General features: G+C 39.6%; 10 protein-coding genes. 1 reads left to right on the forward strand and 9 read right to left on the reverse strand.

The window, feature by feature from the left end:
* The first annotated feature begins 432 nt into the window (after window positions 1–432).
* Window positions 433–711 (forward strand): hypothetical protein, encoded by a 279-nt coding sequence (locus WG906_RS09045; RefSeq protein ID WP_339992263.1) that lies wholly within the window; start codon window positions 433–435, stop codon window positions 709–711.
* Window positions 712–1,831: 1,120 nt separating this feature from the next.
* On the opposite strand, the gene WG906_RS09050 is transcribed toward WG906_RS09045, so the two are convergent.
* From WG906_RS09050 to WG906_RS09090, 9 genes are all read right to left on the reverse strand, one after another.
* On the reverse strand, window positions 1,832–2,086 hold the full coding sequence (locus WG906_RS09050) for a hypothetical protein (RefSeq protein ID WP_339992264.1): 255 nt from the start codon (window positions 2,084–2,086) through the stop codon (window positions 1,832–1,834).
* Window positions 2,087–2,320: 234 nt separating this feature from the next.
* The gene (locus WG906_RS09055) at window positions 2,321–4,750 is read right to left on the reverse strand and encodes a glycoside hydrolase family 2 TIM barrel-domain containing protein (RefSeq protein WP_339992265.1); all 2,430 of its coding nucleotides are present in this window, start codon (window positions 4,748–4,750) and stop codon (window positions 2,321–2,323) included.
* A gap of 266 nt (window positions 4,751–5,016) precedes the next feature.
* The gene (locus WG906_RS09060; protein WP_339992266.1) at window positions 5,017–9,231 is read right to left on the reverse strand and encodes a hybrid sensor histidine kinase/response regulator transcription factor; all 4,215 of its coding nucleotides are present in this window, start codon (window positions 9,229–9,231) and stop codon (window positions 5,017–5,019) included.
* 108 nt (window positions 9,232–9,339) lie between these two features.
* On the reverse strand, window positions 9,340–11,175 hold the full coding sequence (locus tag WG906_RS09065) for a glycoside hydrolase family 35 protein (protein ID WP_339992267.1): 1,836 nt from the start codon (window positions 11,173–11,175) through the stop codon (window positions 9,340–9,342).
* Window positions 11,176–11,235: 60 nt separating this feature from the next.
* Window positions 11,236–12,798, reverse strand: a complete 1,563-nt coding sequence (locus WG906_RS09070; RefSeq protein WP_339992268.1) for a glycoside hydrolase family 30 protein — start codon at window positions 12,796–12,798, stop codon at window positions 11,236–11,238.
* Window positions 12,799–12,866: 68 nt separating this feature from the next.
* Entirely contained in the window at window positions 12,867–14,543 is a 1,677-nt protein-coding gene (locus WG906_RS09075) for a RagB/SusD family nutrient uptake outer membrane protein (protein WP_339992269.1), read from the reverse strand.
* 10 nt (window positions 14,544–14,553) lie between these two features.
* Window positions 14,554–17,637 (reverse strand): SusC/RagA family TonB-linked outer membrane protein, encoded by a 3,084-nt coding sequence (locus WG906_RS09080; RefSeq protein ID WP_339992270.1) that lies wholly within the window; start codon window positions 17,635–17,637, stop codon window positions 14,554–14,556.
* A gap of 501 nt (window positions 17,638–18,138) precedes the next feature.
* The gene (locus WG906_RS09085) at window positions 18,139–18,348 is read right to left on the reverse strand and encodes a hypothetical protein (protein ID WP_339992271.1); all 210 of its coding nucleotides are present in this window, start codon (window positions 18,346–18,348) and stop codon (window positions 18,139–18,141) included.
* Between the two features lie 191 nt (window positions 18,349–18,539).
* Window positions 18,540–20,474: a sialate O-acetylesterase gene (locus WG906_RS09090; protein WP_339992272.1), complete on the reverse strand. Its 1,935-nt coding sequence runs from the start codon at window positions 20,472–20,474 to the stop codon at window positions 18,540–18,542.
* Between the last annotated feature and the right edge of the window lie 56 nt (window positions 20,475–20,530).

Below are 20,530 nucleotides of genomic sequence, written 5' to 3' on the forward strand. Positions count from 1 at the left end.
GATACCTTTATAATTTTTTAAGTTCATTATATCTTTATTAGATTATAGATTCTATGATGCTTTAATTCTCTAAAGGCCCTATAATAAATGCCTTCGCCTGAATAAGCACCATATTTATTTTTTATAAAGGTAAAAAAACTTAGTGTAAATTATACACTAAGTTTTCAACAACATAAATTTTATCGAAATTACTATAGACCCATGCCGGGTATTATCCCGAAAACCCTCTTTAATGATACTATTAAGGACCTTCTCGTATCAATTCCCTTAAACTAATAAATCGCAATCCATAGGTAGTTTACAATTTATCCGGTAGGACATCAGAACTGACAGCAATTTTATATCCTAATAAGTAAATTTTTAACAAATAAGTTGTGATTGTTAAAATTGTTTTTTAAATTTAATCTCTAAACCAATTAAACCTAACAACATATGGGCAACACGACAACAGTCTTAGGAAATCAGCCTGCTTTACACCACTTTAAAAACTTTAAAGTAACTTATCAGGATAAAGACGGATCAGTTTTACATGGATTTGTTAAACAGGTCACTTTCTTTGATTATGAAGTATATGTTAAAGAAAAGGGAGTAATTATTCATTGTATTAAAAATGAAGAGGGACTTCTAACCTGTGCCCTTAATAGCCACAAAAATCCAGCTTGGGTTGATGGGCTTAGTGAAGAGGTGGCGAAAAGAGTTTTAACCCTTTAATTATAGTAACTCACTTCATTTTTATAGCCCCTTACAGACTCCGTACAGGATCGCATATTTCAATTTAAACAGTTAAAATTATTAAAAAGGGTTGAACCAACCGCCAACCCCACATCTACCTATGAAAATATCTTTTTGAGAAGGGAACGCAATTCTACAACTAAATCGCCATTCCTAATAGTTCACACTCATCTCAGTCCTTTCTTCCGAATCATACAACGATTGATTTAATAGTAGTTTTTTTGAGTCAATTGCCTTTTAATTTGTGCGTTAATTTGACATCTGTATCATCTAAACATGGAGAATAACTACCCTGAACCATACCTAACTCAAAGCACAACAGCTTAAATTACAACAACTTAAATTACAACAACTTAATTCCAATAATATATCAAACTAAATTATTGGCATAATAAATGCAAAGGACTTTATATGAAGATAGTGAATTTAAAAACTGCTCCAACGCTAAGTAAAACTCAAAGGTTATTAAAGGAAATCTTAAAAAAAGACGCATGTGCATTAAAAGCTATTAACATGCAATTTTTACGGAATAATCAGGGATATAACTCCAGATTTATAGGGTTTATCGCCTAATCAACATATTTATCATCATCTACCTATCAAAAGAGCTTTCTAACGGAAGCTCTTTTGTTTTTCAGGATAATGCCGAGGCAGATTAAGCAAATGATTGAAATTCTTTAGACCATGAAAATTATGAAATTTTCATTTTCGAGTCTGATAAACAAAATACAACTCATTAGAAAGAATCGCAATTAGGCCGAGAATTTTGCTTTTTCAACAATTTGATTTTTTTATTACCAAAATGTTAATTTTTATTGAAAAACTTTGCATTTGTAGCAAATTTTATATCTTTGTGACAGGTTTATAATTGGTTAGTTAAAAGGTCTTCATTCTCCCCGTTTGAAGACCTTTCTTTTTAAGAAATTACCTCTCACTGGTTCTAAAAAAAATACATCTGGTAAGGTTGTTGGGTCTTACGCCATTTGAACAAAAGATGTACAGGTCGACCAAGAAAAATATTTTGATAATTCAATCGGAGGATTTGATTTGATCTTTGTACCCCTCCTAAAACGGCAGAGATTTCGCCCTTATAACACCCTTAAAGTTCTACCAGATATTCTTCAATCGATTCTGAAATCAACTGAATTATTTTAGCATCTGGTGCCAGATTATTCATTTCTGCCTCTTCATTTATAATTGCGATATAATTCTGGTTGACATCTGGTTCGAAAGCAATAGCAATACCGTCTACGATAACATGAAATGAATGTTTATGGCCGCATGCATAAAAGACTGCGTCATACTCAATAACTGCATCGTTATATTTAACCAGAAGGGTGAAGAAGTCAAGCATAATTAATTTAACTTGTACGTAAAGTCAATCTAATTAGTTTCTATATTCTTCTAATCATTTAAAAGTTTTTAGTCTGCGGTGATCTCTATTAATTCAACATATTGTAATAAGCTCTGATTTTGAGCTCATTACTACAAAATCATTTGAAGAATTTTTAAGAAATTACTTTCGTAATTTTTCAGAAAAACATATAAAACAAACATCTCCTGAAAATATGTGGGAAGGTCCCCGCAATTATTGGCCAGTTTTGAGGAATATTGTTGATGATTTCAAACCCGGGGAGCTTATTGTGATTTTTACCCGTCCTGGTTGCCCTCCTGACTGAACATAGGCGAGCAGCTTCCCATTATATACCTTTCTCTTATTCTCTTTATAATCTTCATGACTTGAAAGATCTCCGCTTTCAAGCCCAAGCAAGACTGCCGGCCCTTCAATAGTTAGCAAAAGCTCATTATTTGCTTCATACACAGGATTCCCCGCATTATCTGCAAGTTGAATTTCTATGTGCGTAAGTTCTTTTCTCTTGGCGCTGAATTGGGTTTTATCTGCAGAAGCTTTAATGACGGCAACTTGTCCGGCAGTTTTTAATTGGCATGACGCTACCAGAGAATTCTTATTAAATCCTTTTACTAACAGTACGCCCGGCGTATATTCAATGTCCCAGAAAACAGGCTTGCTCTTTTCTATTCTGATTTTTTTTCCAAGCGATTTACCATTTAAAAATAATTCAGATTCTTCTGTGTTAGAAATGGCGATTACCCGGATCTTGTCGCCTGTATTCCAGTTCCATGACGGCTTAGACTCCCTTCTCCCTCTCTCTTCCGTTCCCTGGGATACTTTTGAAGCTGTTAAATAAATTAGTGGCTGGGTAACCCATAGGCTCTTTGTTGTATAAAAATTGGGCTTGGGAAAACCGGCTAAATCAAGTAATCCAGCGCCACTGCTCCTGATCGGCCATGCCCGTGACTCGCCTATAAAATCATATCCTGTCCATAAATATTGGCCGAAGATATTTTTACTGGTATCAACAGCTTCCCACGCATCATAGCTCATTCCATTTTCACTCCCATAAATAATCCGGTTTGGATATTTTTTATGATCTTCTTCGTATCGGTATTCCTGGTAGTTGTATCCTACGATGTCGAGATTTTCAGGATACCTGGTCGTATTCGACATCACTACACCAGCAAGAGCAGCCGTAACAGGGCGGCTTGTGTCTTCTTCCTTTACGGCCTGAACCAATATTTTTGAAAGTTCAGCCAGGCGGCTTGCTGCTGGGTGATCAAGAAGGTGGCCTTTACCATAGATCTGCGGGTTTCTGCCGGTATTCAATATCTCGTGAGTATATGGGTCGTTAGGATAATCTATCTCATTTCCAATGCTCCACATAATTATGGAGGGATGATTTCGGTTTCGCAAAACCATATCTTTCACGTCGCGTTGCGCCCATTCTTTAAACTCCTCATGAGAGCCGTCCCTGCCTGGCTTTCCATCATTCCAACCCTCAATCCATTTATTTTTGCCTTCTTCCCACTCATCAAAGGCTTCATCAATAACTAGAAAGCCCATTTGATCGCACAGTTCATAAAAATAATCCTGATGTGGATAATGACTCATCCGGATAGAATTACACCCTACTTCTTTTAGCTTATTCAATCTTCTGGCCCAAACCTCCCGCGGAACCGCTGCTCCCAACGCCCCTGCATCATGGTGGACACAAATGCCTTTAAGTTTCATATTCTTCCCATTAAGAAAGAAGCCTTCATTAGCATCAAACTTTATCGTCCGTATACCTACCTTCTCTTTATACTCATCAGTCTTTTTGCCGTTATTGTAGGTAGAAACAGTTAATGTATACAGGTGAGGATCTTCCACTGACCACAATTTAGGCTGCGTTACAGGCATCGAAAGCTGAATCTCGCCTGAAGAATTTGCACCAATTGAAATATTCTTAGTGGCAGTTGCTATCGTTCTCGATCCCAGACTCAACTTAGTTTCAACCAAAATCGTTGAAAGGACAGCCAAAGAGTTATCAACCCAAACTTTCACATCAGCCCGGGCTCTTTGCAAAGACACTTCCGGCGTTGTAAAACTTACGCCCCATTTGGGGATATAGATTGGCTGCTCTGTAATTAAGTAGACATCACGATATATCCCAGATCCTGTATAAAACCTTGAATCAGCAAATTTTGAGTGATCAACTTTAACAGCAATAGTATTACTCCCTCTCTTTAAATAGGGAGTAAGTTCGTATTGAAAAGGAATAAATCCATTGGGTCTTTTACCCAGATAATGTTCATTAATCCAAACTTCGCTGTTCTTATATACTCCATCGAAATAAATAAAAGCTTTGCCAGAGGGCGGGACACCAATCTCATTAAATGTTTTACGATACCAAGCTATACCGCCGGGTAAATAACCAGTGCCACTAGCCCACTCTTTACTGAAAGGACCTTCGATGCTCCAATCGTGAGGTAGCTGGACATTTCTCCAGGTGTTATCATTAAAACTTGACCGTTCGGCGTTTAAAGCCTCGCCTTTATAAAACTTCCAGCCATCGGTAAATAATTTCTTCTGTCCAATTTGCTGTGCTGAAACACTTAGAAATGCCAAATTCAAACAAAGAATAGTTAACAGTCGTTTCGCGATGTAGATTGTATTCATATTAGTAATACTGGTTTATAAAAGATTTGAGCAGCCTTTTCGGAAGCTGTCAGAGCGAAAATCGACAAAAAAAATTAAGGAAACAGGGGGTAAACAGATAAAATCATGAGGTAATCCTATTATCGCGAAAAGGTGCTATTTATGACATCATGTATTCTGCACCGGCTTGGAACAAGCAAACAGAAATCTTAATGCGGAGAAAAATATCTGGCACCTGAACAAACTTTATGGTACCAATCGGGTCCGGCAATGACTATACCCTATGACTATCTAATAGTATGGGTCGTGTGAAACTTCCTTCTATACTTTTTCATATATTCAGAAGGATTCATACCAAACACCTTGTTGAATTGCTCCCTGAAATGCTTAATATCTTTTATCCCTACTTTATAAGCAGCCTCAGAAACGGTACACTCCGTTGAAATAAACATTTCCGCTGCTTTTCGAAGGCGAATGAATCGTATAAATTCATTTGGAGATTGTCCGGAAATGGATTTTATTCTGCTATAAAGCGTTGACCTGCTCATGCCTATTCTATCTGCCAGTACCTTTATCCCAAACTGGGATTCAGATAAATTTTCTTCAACTATCCGGATGCAGCGATCAAGGAATTGCTTGTATTCATCTGAAATCTTTGAATTATCCGGCTTTAAGGTAATATGATTAAAAAAGTAATTTTGTAGGTCATTCCTGTTTTTTAGAATTCCGGCTACCCTGGCTATTAACATTTCCTTCTCAAAAGGCTTGCTGATAAAGTCTTCCGCACCGCACTCTATTCCTTTTAGCTTTACTTCATCGGATGAACTTGCAGTTAAAAGAATAACCGGAATATGATTTAAGGCCGGGTCGTCTTTTATTCTCGAGCACAGTTCTATGCCACTTATTCCTTGCATCATGATATCGCTTATGACCAGGTCTGGCATATATTTTTTTACTGTTTCAAGTCCTTTATCCCCGTTTTCAGCTTCCAAAACTTCGAATTCTCCCTCAAACAGCTGCTTTACGTATTGACGTATCTGAACATTATCATCAACAATCAGAATTCTTTTATCATCTGAGTACACTTCCGTACTTTCTGAATTGCCAGCAGGTCTTACTCCGAAATCCTGTTCCATCTGCGATTCCACTACTAATTCTTCCAGGAACACAGAACTCTCGTGAAGCTCCTCAAAAATTATAGCATCTTTGAAATGTTCTTTCCCCTTCTTAAATAAGACAGAAAACTTAGTCCCCTGCCCTGTCTTGCTCTCATAACTAACACAACCTTTGTGACTTTCAACAAAACTCTTTACCAGTGATAGTCCAATTCCAAAACCTCCTGCTGAACCGGAACTATTATTTTGTACCTGGTAGAACTGTTGAAAGATACGTTCTCCGACTATCTCAGGAATGCCAATTCCAGTATCGCTTATTTCGATTAATACATCCTGGTCTGTTTCTAAAACTTTTATAGTTATGGAGCCTTTTTCAGGAGTATTTTTTAATGCGTTGGAAATGAGGTTAAAAAGAATAATTTCCATTTTTTCCCGATCGGCAATAATTTCGAGAGAGTTATTTGCCGTTTCAAACGATAAATCAATATTTTTTTTCCTGGCCTGATGAGTGAAGCATAAATACACTTCCTGGCAAACGCTGCTAATATTTAATTTCACCAGTTTAAGCTTACTCATCTCGCTCTCAGATTTTCTAAAAAGTAAGAGCTGATCAACCAGGCTTAACAATCTTCGGGCATTCCTATAAATCGTATTTAGATTCCCCATGCTTGCATTATGAGAATCATCATGCAGTAATTCTTTTGCAGGATTAATAATAAGTGTCAGAGGGGTTCGAAACTCATGAGAAACATTTGTGAAGAAATTTATCTTTTTCTCATGTAATTCCTTTTCCTTTTCGGCTTCAAATTGTGCGGCTTTAACCTTGAATTTCAGCCTTGCCTGCCTCGTTCTGTATAGGATCAAAGAATAGATCGCGACTCCAATAAGCCCCGCGTAAATTAAATAGGCCCACCATGTTTTATACCAGGGTGGTAGAATGACGACGCTAATACTCGAAAAAGTATCAGCCCATATTCCATCTTCGTTAGAGGCTTTTACTTTAAATATATAGGTACCCGGGGCCAGATATCTGTAAGTAGCGGATCGCTGGCCTTTTACAAAGTTCCACTCTTTATCAAGCCCCTCAAGCTTATAAGCATACTCCCCTTCGTGCGGGAAGCCATAATTCAGAGTTAAATAATTTATTGAAAATACGGGCTGATCGGGATTTAACTCTATCTGACTAGCCTCTGTGATATCCTTAATATTTTCGAATTTGGCTCTGTCTGTCGGCTGCCCGTATATATTTAAACCCGTTATTAACACCTTCGGGGCCGATTTGCTCGGTTTTATATTGCCCGGATCAAAGAAATTACATCCCTCGGTACCACCAAATAACATATAATTACCATTTTCACCCACCAGTGCAGAGCCTTCGTGAAACTGCCCGCCCTGTAAACCGTCAGATTCATCGTAATTATAGATTTTGCGAGTTTTACCGTCAACTTTGGATATGCCCTTATTTGTGCTTAACCAAACATTCCCCTGGGCATCCGCCTTAATGGAATACACCGTATTGTTAGCAAGGCCGTTTTTTTCATTATATTTTGTTATTGCTTTGGTCTTTGTGTTGTAAATCACCAGACCGTCGCCTTCCGCCCCAATCCAAAGCTGTCCTTCCTTATCCAGATACAGAGCATAGACCACATTATTTACCAGAACACCGCTTTCTGCTGAGGTTTCAAAAAGCTTGAAAAAGGCATTTCTCCTTACGTCATAGTAATTGACTCCGCCACCATATGTACCAACAAATAAATTTCCACTGCTATCTTCGGTGATCGCCCGCACATCATTGGAAGCAATTTCGCTGTTATCAGGATTCCAGTTATCGAAAGTCTCGGTTTTTAAATCAAAAAGATTTAAACCTCCCCCATTTGTTCCAACCCAGATATTTTGTTTGCTGTCTTCATATATTACCCTGACATCATTATACTTCAAACTGCCGGGACTTTTAGAATTGTATGAAAAGGATTGAAAGGCATCAGACTTTTTATCATAACGCATCAATCCGCTTTTATAGGTCCCAAACCAAAGGCGATCCCTGCTATCTTTTAACGCTGATAACACTGCGTTGTCAGTGATACTACCTTTTCGTCCATCAGCCCTATAATTTTTAAGAATCTTTCCTTCTTTCGTTACTTTAAATATTCCATCCCCGTCTGTACCCAGCCAATACAAGCCCTCGTTATCCTGCGTCAGGCCATAAAAACGGACAAAATCGGAACCTTCCAAATCTTTCCTTATTTGAAACTTCCTGAATTTTTTTGGAATGCTGTTAACCATAAAGATTCCATTCCCATAGGTTCCTAACCAAATATTTTTATCCTTATCCAAAAAAAGTGTCTGGACCGACCATTTCGTTACGAGACTACCGTTGCTATCCTTAACCGGTTCGAACTGATATTTACTCGCTGACTGGCTGCTTGCAACCTTATACAGTCCACCATCCTGGAGGCCTACAAGGATTTCCTTATCTCCATTTTCGATCACCGATAAAAAAATATTACCCGGCAGATTGTAATCATGTCCATTAAAGAGCTGAAAGCTGTTTAATTTTCGTGAATAGAGAGCTAAGCCATTGGAAGTGGCAACCCACACATTTTGATCTTTGTCTTCAAAAATTTTATTAATTCTTGCCTCTGGCAAGGGGGGTATAATTTTCGATTGTCTTTTAACCTGAGAGCCCAATACCGCAAACACCTGAATTCCAAATCCGTTTGTACCTACCCATAAAAAACCTTTTGAGTCTTCATAGATATTCAGTATTGAATTTGTGTTTAAGCCTTTTAAGTTACCGGTATTATAAGGTGTAAATTTCTTATTCTTCTTATTAAAATAGTAAAATCCGGCCGCTGTGGCTACCCATAGGTTATTATCACGACTTTCTGTAACACAGGTAATATCATCCTTCTTATCTGGCTTCTTCCCGTTACTATTATACCGGATAAAACGCTGACTACCGGTATCAAAACTCGTCAACCCATTCCGGGACGAGATCCAGAGCAAACCCTGCGAATCCTTAAAAACCGACTGTACATGATTGCTGGCGATCCCATATGGATTATTAGGTTCATTTTTAAAAACAGTAAATGAATGACCGTCAAATCTGTTTAAACCATCTGATGTAGCTATCCAAATGAAACCCTTGTTATCCTGTGTGATACTATTTACGATTCCGAAGGAAAGCCCGTCCTTTAAACCATAATGAAAAATATTCTTTTCCGCATGCGTTTGAGACTGAACTGCTAAAGAACTTATTAGCAGGAGAATGAAAAACACCTTATTCATCTTGAAACTTGCCGACATTAATAATTGGTTATTAAATATACGTTTATCTACCGACAGTCCGAAAAAGCATCCGCTTAAATATGCTGTTAGAGCATTCAAATTTCATTGAATTATATCATCCCGGCCCCGAAACTCAAGAACGCCTGATATGGAAATAACAGGCGTTCGATTGAGCAATCCTCAATTTAATGAGCACTAAATTTTATCCTACTTTAGCTTATCTAAAATTGCTTTATCACGACCTGCCAGAATGGATTGTTCGGGTTTATTAAGTTCAAAAACTAGGACTTCATTTTTACCTTCTTTAAGCCACTCGGCAGGAACATATATGGTTTGTTGAGGACCTATTTCCCAGTACTTCCCAAGGTTGTGTCCGTTAATCCAAACCACTCCCTTGCCCCAGTTTGAAAAATCCAGATAAGTATCAGCAACTTTGTCTATAGTAAGGTACCCCTTTTTAAGAGCAGGCGTTTTTGAATCAACACTAATTTTCTTTACACTACCCGCCGGTATGGTATCAAAAGGAAGCTTATACATTTGCCAATTTTGAATTTCCCTTCCACCTAATTCCACTTTTTCGGTGATTCCTTTTTTATTTTTCAGTAAATAGGGCCCAAAATTTATTCTTCCCATATTCTCTACGAGGATATCAAGTGTTACCTTTCCTTTCGGCAGGGTTAACATTAAACTATCCTGGTATAAACGCCTGTCCAGATTTCCTGCCCGTTTTCCATTGATAAAAACGATACCATAGTCTCTCAGATCCCGGATTTTAAGCAGTTGCTTAGTTCCGCTTCCATTGATTATTGTCCGGTACATTACGTACCCGTAGGCCTGGTTTAAATCTTCAAATGTTAAAGGTTTTTTGCTGGTGATCGGAGATTTCAGCAAATCGAATACAGTACTCGAAGACGTAAATACAACAGGTTTTGTATTGATGGAGGTTTTAGCGGAAGGAACCGAAGGCAAATCCTGGCCTTCAGGTAAATTTTTCTGAATAACTTCTCTAAAAAGCATAAACTTTTCGGTTGCGTTACCTGCCTCATCTAATGGCGCGTCATAATCATAACTACTGATCTGGGGTTCATAAGGATTCTTATCATTAAAGTTTGCGCCATTCATAAAACCGCGGGTAGTTCCTCCATGAAACATATACATATTTATAGATATGCCGGCTTTTAGTACAGAATCTAACCTCCCTGCATATTTTGCCGCAGGAACAGTATGATGTGTCGTACCCCACCAATCAAACCAGGCGGGATACCACTCTGCGATGAAGTAGGGACCTTTACCATTATTATTTTGGCTGACAAGCCTTTTCACTTTCTCAGGATCGTCTACTCCGTTGATCGCTGCAAGTAAACCCGGTAAGTGGCCGTCTTTAATTGCAGCTTCCGGATCACAGGTGTAAAGAATACCATCAAAACCTGCCTCTATAAACATCTTTCTGTTTAGGTCAAGATATTTTTTATCACTTCCATAAGAGCCATACTCATTTTCTATTTGTGTCATAAGAACGTTCCCGCCATGGTTTACCTGCAGAGGTGCCAGCTGCTTTCCTACCTCCTTGATGTAATTCTCGTAAGCAGCCAGATATTGAGATTCGGTGCTTCGAACCTCAAGGCCCTTTATATTTTGCAACCAGTAAGGATAACCACCGAATTCCCACTCGGCACAGACATATGGACTTGGACGTAAAACAACCCAAAGGCCCTCTTCCTGAGCTATTTTTACAAACTCCTTAACATCGTTGTTTCCTGAAAAATCATATTTCCCTTTTTGAGGTTCATGCACATTCCAAAAAACATATGTGCCAATTGTATTCAGGCCCATAGCCTTGGCCATCTTCATTCTGTGTCTCCACGATTCACGGGGAACCCTGGGATAATGAATCTCGCCGGAAACCATTTGAAACGGTTTGCCATCTAAAAGAAATGCCGAGTCGGTTAAAGTGAAGGTGTGGGATGAAGTTTGAGCGTTCAGGTCCTTGCCAAGGAAAACGAGCAAAGCCAGGAGAGCGAGGTTGTGTGTTATTTTATTCATGATTTTGTATTATCTATGCTTTTTCCAGCGAAAATTTAGTAGTGTTGATACAGGCTCTAATTATTCTAAATCAGATAAAAAAGTGGTTATGCTTTGCGGTTCCAGCACAATAGGTTTATCAGCAGGAAGGGCACGTTTTATAAGCAGATCTTTTGTTGCTGAGGTTATATAAGTTGTAAGATCTTTAAGCTTCCCATTATTCAAAGCTAAACTTAGTTCAACAGCCTGTGGAGTTGAGTTTATTACAACGGTGACCAGCTTATTATCATTGGTTTTGTATGATGAAGCCAGAACTTCTGGTTCCCCACCGTTAGAGACAACATCCAGCCTTACCGAACCGGGTGTAATAAAGCGACTGTAATTACCCAGAGCCCAAAGCATTTTGCTCGGGTAATGAGCACCGTCAGTTTTATTTTTGTCAATATAAATCAGCCCGTCTTTGTAATCATAAGGAGAAAGGGCCAGCCACCATTGCCATGCAGAAGCACTCGCATTGACCAGATCGTTATGAATTACCCTTGCTAAATACAATGCAGGAGCGATACTCAAATCCCGGCCCTCTCCTTTCATCTCATTTTCATTATCACCTAAAATACAATATTCAGACTGCCAGAATCCTAATCCGGAAACAGAGGATATTTTCGCAGCAACCTGCTTTCTGATGCCTGCTGCCTTTGCATAACTTGATGTGGTAAAGTAGCTATGGCCACAGATGAGCTTTTCTACAGAAGATAAATTACCGATATAGTTCGGGGATGAAGAATCGAAGAAAGCTTCAATCTGATTGCCCTTATCGGCCTTACCATTTGCGGAATAAAGAAATTCATATTGCCCTGCTTCAGAAACTGTAATTTTCGTATTCAGATTATTCGTTTTAAGCGATGCATCGAGTGAATTTATAATGCCAGAGATCTCGCTGTTGGTGAAAGGCGTTCCTTCCTGCCCGCCGTCGCTCCAATCCCACTGTGGTTCGTTGACCGGACTTATGTAATTAAATGTAACTCCTGATTTAACCTGAACTCCTTTTATCACAGTCGTAAGAAAATCTGCGAACGCAGGAAAGTTTTCTCGAGCCAGATTGGGCTGCGCAGAACTTGCGAACGCTTTTTTAGTCACCGTCATTTGAACTGGTGGACTGTTTGTGAAAGCAAGAAAATTGTTTACGCCGCGTTCCTTTGCAGCTTTCAAAAACCACATCTGTCCGGACTGCCGATTCCAATCGTAAGTTCCATTGTCATTCATAAACGATTCCGCTCTGCGCCATTCATCGCCAATACCACTTTGACTTCCCTGTTGTGTACTCCCGGCACCAATATTAAATCGCCAGAATGAAAGACCTATACCTTCCGGAGATCCGTCCGATTTTAGCTTTCGGCTGAAAAGCAGATCAGCAATCCCATTTTTTTTGGCTTCCGGCCAGTTCCCCGCGAATTGACAGGACCATGCGTCGGATGCTCCAAAGTTGTCGATCGTTTGATACCCCTTGTTAAGATCTATTGAGACCATAACTTTTCGCACCTGATCCGCAGCAGCAGGATTTTTTAAGCCTTTTTCCTTCCCGCAGGCAGAGATACTTAGAGAAAGCATAAAGGACAAAACTTTGCTTATTAGCTTTAAATTCATTGTTCGATTTGTAAAGAAATGCCTATAGAAAAAGCTACCGGCTTATCCGGTAGCTCATAAATCATTTATTAATAATTAGCATTTTGCTTTAGTTTGTCGCCAGAGGCCTGGATCTCAGCCCTTGGAATTGGCAACCAGTAGTGCTTTTCTTCAAATTTTCTGCCCTCTAGGGCTACCTTTTTCTGGTAAGCCAAAGTACTTCCGCTTTTCGTGATAGTAATCCCTTGTGCAGGCATATTTTCAGTTTGTGTAGCTATTTTCCAGCGACGAACATCATAGAAACGGTGCTCTTCAAAAGCCAGCTCCACTCGGCGCTCTCTTCTTATAGCCTCACGCATTTGTTCTTTAGTTAAGCCAGCCAGAGGCGGCATATTTACTCCGGCACGTGCACGAACTTCGTTAACCGCATTGTATACCGTTATATCTGGGGTAGCGACAACTTCATTTTGTGCTTCCGCATAATTCAACAGGATCTCAGCGTACCTGAAATAAATCCATGGCTGTATACCAGCTACGTTCCAGGGATTTTGAATCGGCAAATCCTCATCAACAAATTTCCTTAGGTAATAACCTGTTTTAGAAGTATTCCAGTTTGACGGTCCGTCTTTGCTGTCGCGCCCTCCGGGAATAAAAGTTTCAACTGCGCGCCCGCGATATGGAGCGCCATTGTGAAGAACTGTAGCGTAAAACCTTGGATCCCGGTTTTTGTAGGGATCTTGTTCATTATATCCTGATGTAGGATCTGTTATAACTTTGCCATTATTCATCTCATAGGCGTCTACCATATTCTGCAAAGGAAGGTTACCGCCCCAGCCGTCGTAGCCATTGGGGCCGTTAGAGATTTCCAGCCGAACGTGAGGAGCAGCAACAGTATAATAACGAGCGAAAATAACTTCGTTGCTGGGGTCGGATTTCTGAAATAAGCGGCTATAGTTCGAACTTAAACTATAAGTACCAAGATTCATTACTGCTTTAGCAGCATCAGCAGCTGCCTGCCATGTGCCTGCGTTATATAGCGGGCTTGCAGCATATAAAAGCAATCTTGATTTCAAAGCAAGAGCAGCACCTTTTGTTGCTCTGCCTCTTACCCAGCTGCTATTATTACTTTCAGGCAGTCCAGCTGCAGCCTCGCTTAATTGGGCAACAGCATAGTTAATACAATCAGCGATGCTTGCTCTTTGAAATAGCGCCGGATCTGTGAGATCGTCGGATAGGTTAGAAACTTTGTCTCCCATTAAAGGAACACCGCCGTAGTTACGAATGAGATCATGGTAACGGAAGGCACGGATAAATTTAATTTCGGCTATCAGGTTTTTTTTATGAGATGCACTCATAGGAACCTGATCAACATTTGCCAGGGCGTAATTACATTCTCTTATACTTCTGTAGCTGCGGCCCCACAATGTGCCTGCAATACCTGTATTCTCAGGAGACAACTCCCCCTTCTGAACAAGCCAGGTATCATCGTTATTATTATAAATAGCCTCATCAGTCAGGGAACACCACATGGCATATTCAAAACCCCGTCCAAACCCCGGCAGTGTTCCTTCTGCTTCTTTATTCGTTAATCTGGTTCCCAGATAACGGTTAATTACAAAAGATTCAAAAAGTGTAGAATCTGATGTGATTGCTGCATCGGATACTCTATCGGTAGGTGTGATGTCTAAAAAATCTTTTTTACAGGAGGCCACTATTGAAAGTGCAGCTGTAAAGTATAGTATATTTAAAATTCTGCTTGATTTCATGATCTCTTATTTAAAACTTAATACTCGCGCCTAAATTGATAATACGTTGCTGAGGATAAAACTGTCCGCTTTCACTGCTACCCTCAGGATCATAATCTTTAACTTTTGTAAGGGTGAACACATTAAATGCATTGGTGTAAAACCTTACCGACTGTATTTTAGCTTTAGAAAGCACAGACATAGGTAAAGTATAACCTAACTCAATGTTCTTTAACCTTAAAAAAGCAGTATTATTTAACCAGAAATCATTTCGGTATTGGCCACCGCTTATAGAAGCAGAAGCTCTTTCATCTACACGAGGAAAAGTGCCATTTGGATTTGCAGGACTCCAACGGTTGTCGGCCCAGCTGCTGTAAAAATTACCAACTGTTCCAGCTTCCCCTAATACATATTGATTCACTTTAGACTGACCCGCCAAAACAGCAGAAAAATCAAAGTTTTTCCATCCGGCATTTAGATTGATACCGTATGTCAGCTGAGGTATATTTCCAAGCTCAGTTCTTACCTGATCATCAGCGGTTATCTTGCCATCATCATTGTAATCCTCAAATTTTAAATCACCTAATTTCGCGCCAGTTACATGCGGGTAACTATCTAATTCTTGTTGGGTGCGAAAAATACCTATAGACCTGTATAACAAATAAGTATTTAACGGCTTGCCGGTTTCTTTCTGGTAGTCAAGGGCTGCAGGTGATTCATCTCTGAAAACAACCTTACTTTTTGCATACGTAACGTTCCCTGAAATACCATAGCTGAAATTACCTTTATGATTATAACCCAATGTAGATTCAAATCCGGCATTATCTACCTCTCCTATGTTTTCAGATGGTACTAATGCATCCGAACCAAAGGGATTTACAATTCCGGTCACATTTGGAATGGAAGCATTTCTGTTATAAAGAATTTTTGATCTGTTTTCTTTAAAGTAGATAAACTCAAGGGAAATATCTTGAAAAAGAGCTGCATTTAAACCGATATCTGTTTTTTTAGAAACTTCCCAGGTAATACTCGGATTGGCAAGTTTAACCAAATCAATTCCGGGATTAACACCACTACCAAGTATGTACTGATTATTGAAAGAATAGTTATTGATAAACTGGTTAGAGCCAACATTATCCCCACCCAGTTCTCCATAAGAAGCTCGAAGTTTCAGGTCATTAACAAATTTTACTTTGTTCTTAAACCATCCTTCTTCTGATAAACGCCAGCCTGCAGAAATTCCTGGAAAGTAGCCGAATCGCTCTGATGAAGGAAAATTAGATGAACCGTCAACACGTAATTGAACTTCCGCAAGGTATTTCTCTTTATAGTTATAATTGGCTCTTCCAATATAACTAACCCGAGTCGCTTTCCAGCTTCTGCCTTCAACCTTCATATCAGTAGGACTCGTTCCTCCCTGAGACAACTCCGGGGTTTCCTGTGTAGGAAAATTCAACTTTCTGGCATCAAAGTAATCCAGGCTTGACTCACTCTGTTCATAAGCGGCAAAAGCAGTAACATTATGCACTCCAAAGCTTCTTTTGAAATCTAATTTAATATTGGCTGTAGATAAAGTAGTATTCTCCTGAGACTGAAACAGGGAAGCTTTAGCTTCTCCTACTGTTTTAGGATCATATTTATTATCGGTACTGTTGTACAAATACACTAAATACGGAGTAGTAAAATTCTTGTTTGACTGATCTGACTTATCTAAGGCATAGAAACCATCTATTGATAATCCTTTAACAAGTGGAATCGCATAGCTGGCTCTTAGAATTCCGTTAAAAAATAAACGGGGGTTTTTGTTTAAACCGCCGGCATCGGTCACCATCATTACCGGGTTGTTATTTTCTATACCCGAAGAAGGAAGTCCGTTGGGATATATTGCGGGAACTGTAGGATATGCTCTATATACCGAACGGAAAATATTTCCTGCACCCTGTGTAGGGAACTGCCTGTTTTCCTGCCTTCCCGCCAAAGACAGACCAACTTTAAAATTATTTGTAATGTTAGCGTCTATATTCGACCTAAGGTTATACTGATTATATTTTGTAGCCCCTTCTTTATATAGACCACCCTGATTAAGCATTCCTAAAGACACAAAGTATTTTGTATTTTCTGTTCCCCCGTTTACAGATAGGTTATGCTGATTTTGAAGTGCATTGTCTTTTAGCGAAGTTGCTATCCAATCTGTATTAGGGTAGTTTAACGGATCTGATCCATTTCTAAACTTTTCTATTTGCTCAGCAGTATAGAACTGATTCATCCCGCCTGCAGGGTTATTATAATAGTTAATTTCATTCCTAATAGTTGCATAAGTTGCAGCATCCGCCATTTTAGGCAGGCTTGTAGGAGAAGAAAACCCCTGATTGAAACTGTAAGAAACGGTTGGTTTACCGGTTGTCCCTCTTTTTGTAGTAACAAGGATTACCCCATTGGCAGCACGACTACCGTAAACAGCTGCGGAAGCATCTTTTAAAACGGTTACACTTTCAACATCATTAGGATCTAAACGCTCAAAACCGCCGAGTTGCCCCGGTACACCATCCACAACAACCAGAACATCTCTGTTACCGGTAGTAGAAATACCTCTGATACGTATCTCAGACGCATCATATCCAGGTTCGCCACCCCGGTTTGTCGCCATAACACCTGAAAAGCGACCGGCCAACGAGTTAGACAAGTTTGGCTGAGGGCTTTTCACTAGTTCTTCACCTTTTACAACAGAAACTGATCCTGTTAAAGTCGCTCTTTTTTGCGTACCGTACCCGACAACTACTACCTCCTGCAGTGATTTGGCTTCGGGCGCAAGCGCTACATTGATTATCGTTCTGCCATTAACCCCGATTTCCTGAGAAACAAAACCAATAAAGCTATACATCAAACTAGCAGTATTATCTGGAACAGAGATGGAATAATTCCCATTAATATCAGTTGTTACTCCATTCGACAGGTTTTTAATTTTAACGGTCACGCCGGGTAAAGCTTCATTACTCTCATCTGTAACTTTCCCTTTAACTGTAACTTGAGCATTGGCTACGCAAACTGCCAATAAAACAATGGGAAGTATTAAGCCTAGCTTAATCCACCAGCGCGTGCGGTAATTACTACACATAAAAAAAAATTTAATTTTAGGTTTAAATTGGTTTAAAATGAATGAGCCTTAATTCTGGCAAGGTTACATTCATGGAAATACTGTTAATCTTAGTTCTTAAAAATCGGCCGTATTTAAGGTTTATAAACAATAGCTAAGTTCAGTTAAAAATAGCAGATGCGTGAGGGGCAAACAACCACAATCATAGGGGAGTATTAACAAAAAACTGTCTTTAGAATAATAATTCCGCCAGTAACATATAATTCCATTCAGCAACAATAATTGTCAGAAGCTCTGTAAACTGACAATATCAAGCGCACATAATAACATCCGTGATGCTTGCCAAAAATCAAATTCGGAGTGACTGTTTTTACTGGCTTAGGAAAACTATGATATAGCTTTTCGATGTAAGCAAAAAATAACCGTTCCTCTGAGAGAGGACCATCATATAGCAATGAATGACATTGCATTTTTACTCTTTACAGAAAGAAGCAAAGACGTTGATCGCTTACAGACAAACCTTTAGTTTAATAAGGGAAAATTTCTGGGCTTGGGATATATTTGTTTGAACCACTGAGTGGATGATTCAGATGCTGTCTCCGGTTTTTTCTTAGCAATAACAGTTGTTTCTGATAAATCCGTGGTTTTGTCTGCCTCGGTTTTAGGGCATTCAATTAATCTACCATCTTCTTGTTCTACTCTTACCGGCAACGCTTTTATTTTTTTCATCATGACTAAGTTTAAATTCGCTAGCCTCGTACTAACCCTGATCGATTATATTGACCTATTTTGAAGGTCAATGGTCCAAAGAAACATACCTGGGCTTCTATATACAAAAGACGCTTCATTTAAGATAAATCAACAGGGGACAACTATTGAAATGAAAGGGGCTAATCGTTTAATACGAACAGCCCATCAAGTATTTACTCATCAGTTCTGAAAGGCGATGCAGGCAGTTTCTCTGCGTTATACAAGTTTGCGCCGACCGGATTATCAGCCCAGGCGTAACGAACGTACTTCGGATCGGCTACGCCTTCGGCCCATACGATAATTTTATTACCCTTAATTTGGGCTTTAGCCCAAACGAATTTTTTATCTGCGGCGGCAATCGCAAATTGTGAAAGTTCCTCATCATCAATTGCAATTAAACCACTCCCTGTATGAGCAAAATTGAGAACAATCTTATCTCCTGAAACTTCGGACGACATAAAAATCGGACCGGAAGAAACAAGACGAGATTCTTTATAAACCAATTTTCTCGCGGCTAGTGCCAGCCTCTCGCCAACGTCTTTTTTATTGTCGGGATGAATATCGTTCCACTCACCAAGGTCGATAGTCACTGCCATGCCTGTATTCGGTATAACAAGTGTTTTTAAAGCTGCTTCACGCAGCAACGGCCAGCTTCCGTCAGACGGAAGATAATTTGCGTCCCCGAAATTTGGGAGCTGCACATACAAAAAGGGAAGAGACGGACTGGAAAACTTAAGTCTGTAATCTTTTATCAAAGCGGGTAATAAGTTCCGGTACTCTGTAGCGTTACCCGAATTACTTTCACCCTGGTACCATAAAACCCCTTTAATTACGTAATCCGTGGCCGGAGCTATCATTGCGTTAAACAATGCTGATGGCTCACTTTGAGGAGAAATTGCTGCAAGCCCCATTCTTACTGTAGGTGAATAAACTTCACCAACCCTGTAATGCCAGTATCCGGTTAGGTCTACCGTTAATCCATTAGCATCCAAATAATAAGGCTTGTCGGGTACAAACCCTCCCTTACCTCCGGTGTTCTGTACCCTAACCACAAAAATATTTCTTCCCGGTTTTAATTTATCGGGACCAAGGGAATACCTCCTTTGCGGATATTGATAGCTTGTTTTGCCAATTTGCTTCCCGTTAACATACAACACATCTGCGTCTATTATCCTCCCCAGAAATACCCTGGCCGGAACTCCGGTCATCGACTTAGGTATATCCACTTCTTTTCTGTACCACACCACTCCGTTCAAATCTTTCAGGCCCTGATCCTCCCAATAACCGGGAACAGTGATTTGTCGCCAGCCTTTTGGAACATATTCTGTCTCGTACCATTTCACCTGGCCGATTAAACCCTTGTCGGTATCATTACGGCTTATACCCCGGCCTGCTGCGGCTCTTCGGTTTACATCATTAACATATGCTGTGTCTTTGTTTTTTAATATCCGTGCTGTAATTGAAGAAAATTCTTTTAAGCCATCTTCACTTGTCCAGGCCTCAATAGGAGTTCCCCCGACACTGGCATTTATTATGCCGATGGGTATGTGCTGAGTTTCATAAATCTGGCGGGCAAAAAAATAGGCTACAGCAGAAAAATCAGCTACATCAGCAGGATTCGCCCACTTCCAGCTACCGGCAGAAAAATTGGTCTGAGGTCCGCTTAAACTCGCTTTTGTTTCGATCCAGAACTGTCTTATTTCAGGATAATTGGCTTTTTTTATATCAGCTGCGTACGTAATATTATGTAGGGCCATCTGGTGTACCATGTTAGATTGCCCTGCACATAGCCAAACGTCGCCAATCAGAATGTTCTGAAGCGTAATAGTATTCTTTCCCTTTATCTGCATAATATAGGGCCCTCCCGCTTTCATAGCGGGAAGAAAAGTATTCCACTCTCCCTTAATATTCGTTGTAGCTTGCGCAGCTTTCCCGTTGAATCGAATACTGATTTTTTCACCAGGCGAGGCCCAACCCCAAATTTTCAGTTTAGCATCCCGCTGCAGTACCATACTGTCGCGAATCAATTGCGGCAGGGTTACTTGCGAAAATGCAGTGCTAAAAAAGAAAAATTGCAAGAAAAAAAAACCGAGTTTACTTGGGTTCATAAGTAATTATTAAATGCTTGAATTTTGTCAAGCATTCCGGTATCAAAATTACACAG

Origin of the sequence: Pedobacter superstes (assembly GCF_037622515.1) — a bacterium.
In the GTDB taxonomy this organism is placed as follows: domain Bacteria; phylum Bacteroidota; class Bacteroidia; order Sphingobacteriales; family Sphingobacteriaceae; genus Paradesertivirga; species Paradesertivirga superstes.

Coding starts and splice junctions, on each gene's coding strand:
- WG906_RS09045 (WP_339992263.1), top strand. CDS start 433: ATGGGCAACACGACAACAGTCTTAGGAAATCAGCCTGCTTTACACCAC.
- WG906_RS09050 (WP_339992264.1), bottom strand. CDS start 2,086: ATGCTTGACTTCTTCACCCTTCTGGTTAAATATAACGATGCAGTTATT.
- WG906_RS09055 (WP_339992265.1), bottom strand. CDS start 4,750: ATGAATACAATCTACATCGCGAAACGACTGTTAACTATTCTTTGTTTG.
- WG906_RS09065 (WP_339992267.1), bottom strand. CDS start 11,175: ATGAATAAAATAACACACAACCTCGCTCTCCTGGCTTTGCTCGTTTTC.
- WG906_RS09070 (WP_339992268.1), bottom strand. CDS start 12,798: ATGAATTTAAAGCTAATAAGCAAAGTTTTGTCCTTTATGCTTTCTCTA.
- WG906_RS09075 (WP_339992269.1), bottom strand. CDS start 14,543: ATGAAATCAAGCAGAATTTTAAATATACTATACTTTACAGCTGCACTT.
- WG906_RS09080 (WP_339992270.1), bottom strand. CDS start 17,637: ATGTGTAGTAATTACCGCACGCGCTGGTGGATTAAGCTAGGCTTAATA.
- WG906_RS09085 (WP_339992271.1), bottom strand. CDS start 18,348: ATGATGAAAAAAATAAAAGCGTTGCCGGTAAGAGTAGAACAAGAAGAT.
- WG906_RS09090 (WP_339992272.1), bottom strand. CDS start 20,474: ATGAACCCAAGTAAACTCGGTTTTTTTTTCTTGCAATTTTTCTTTTTT.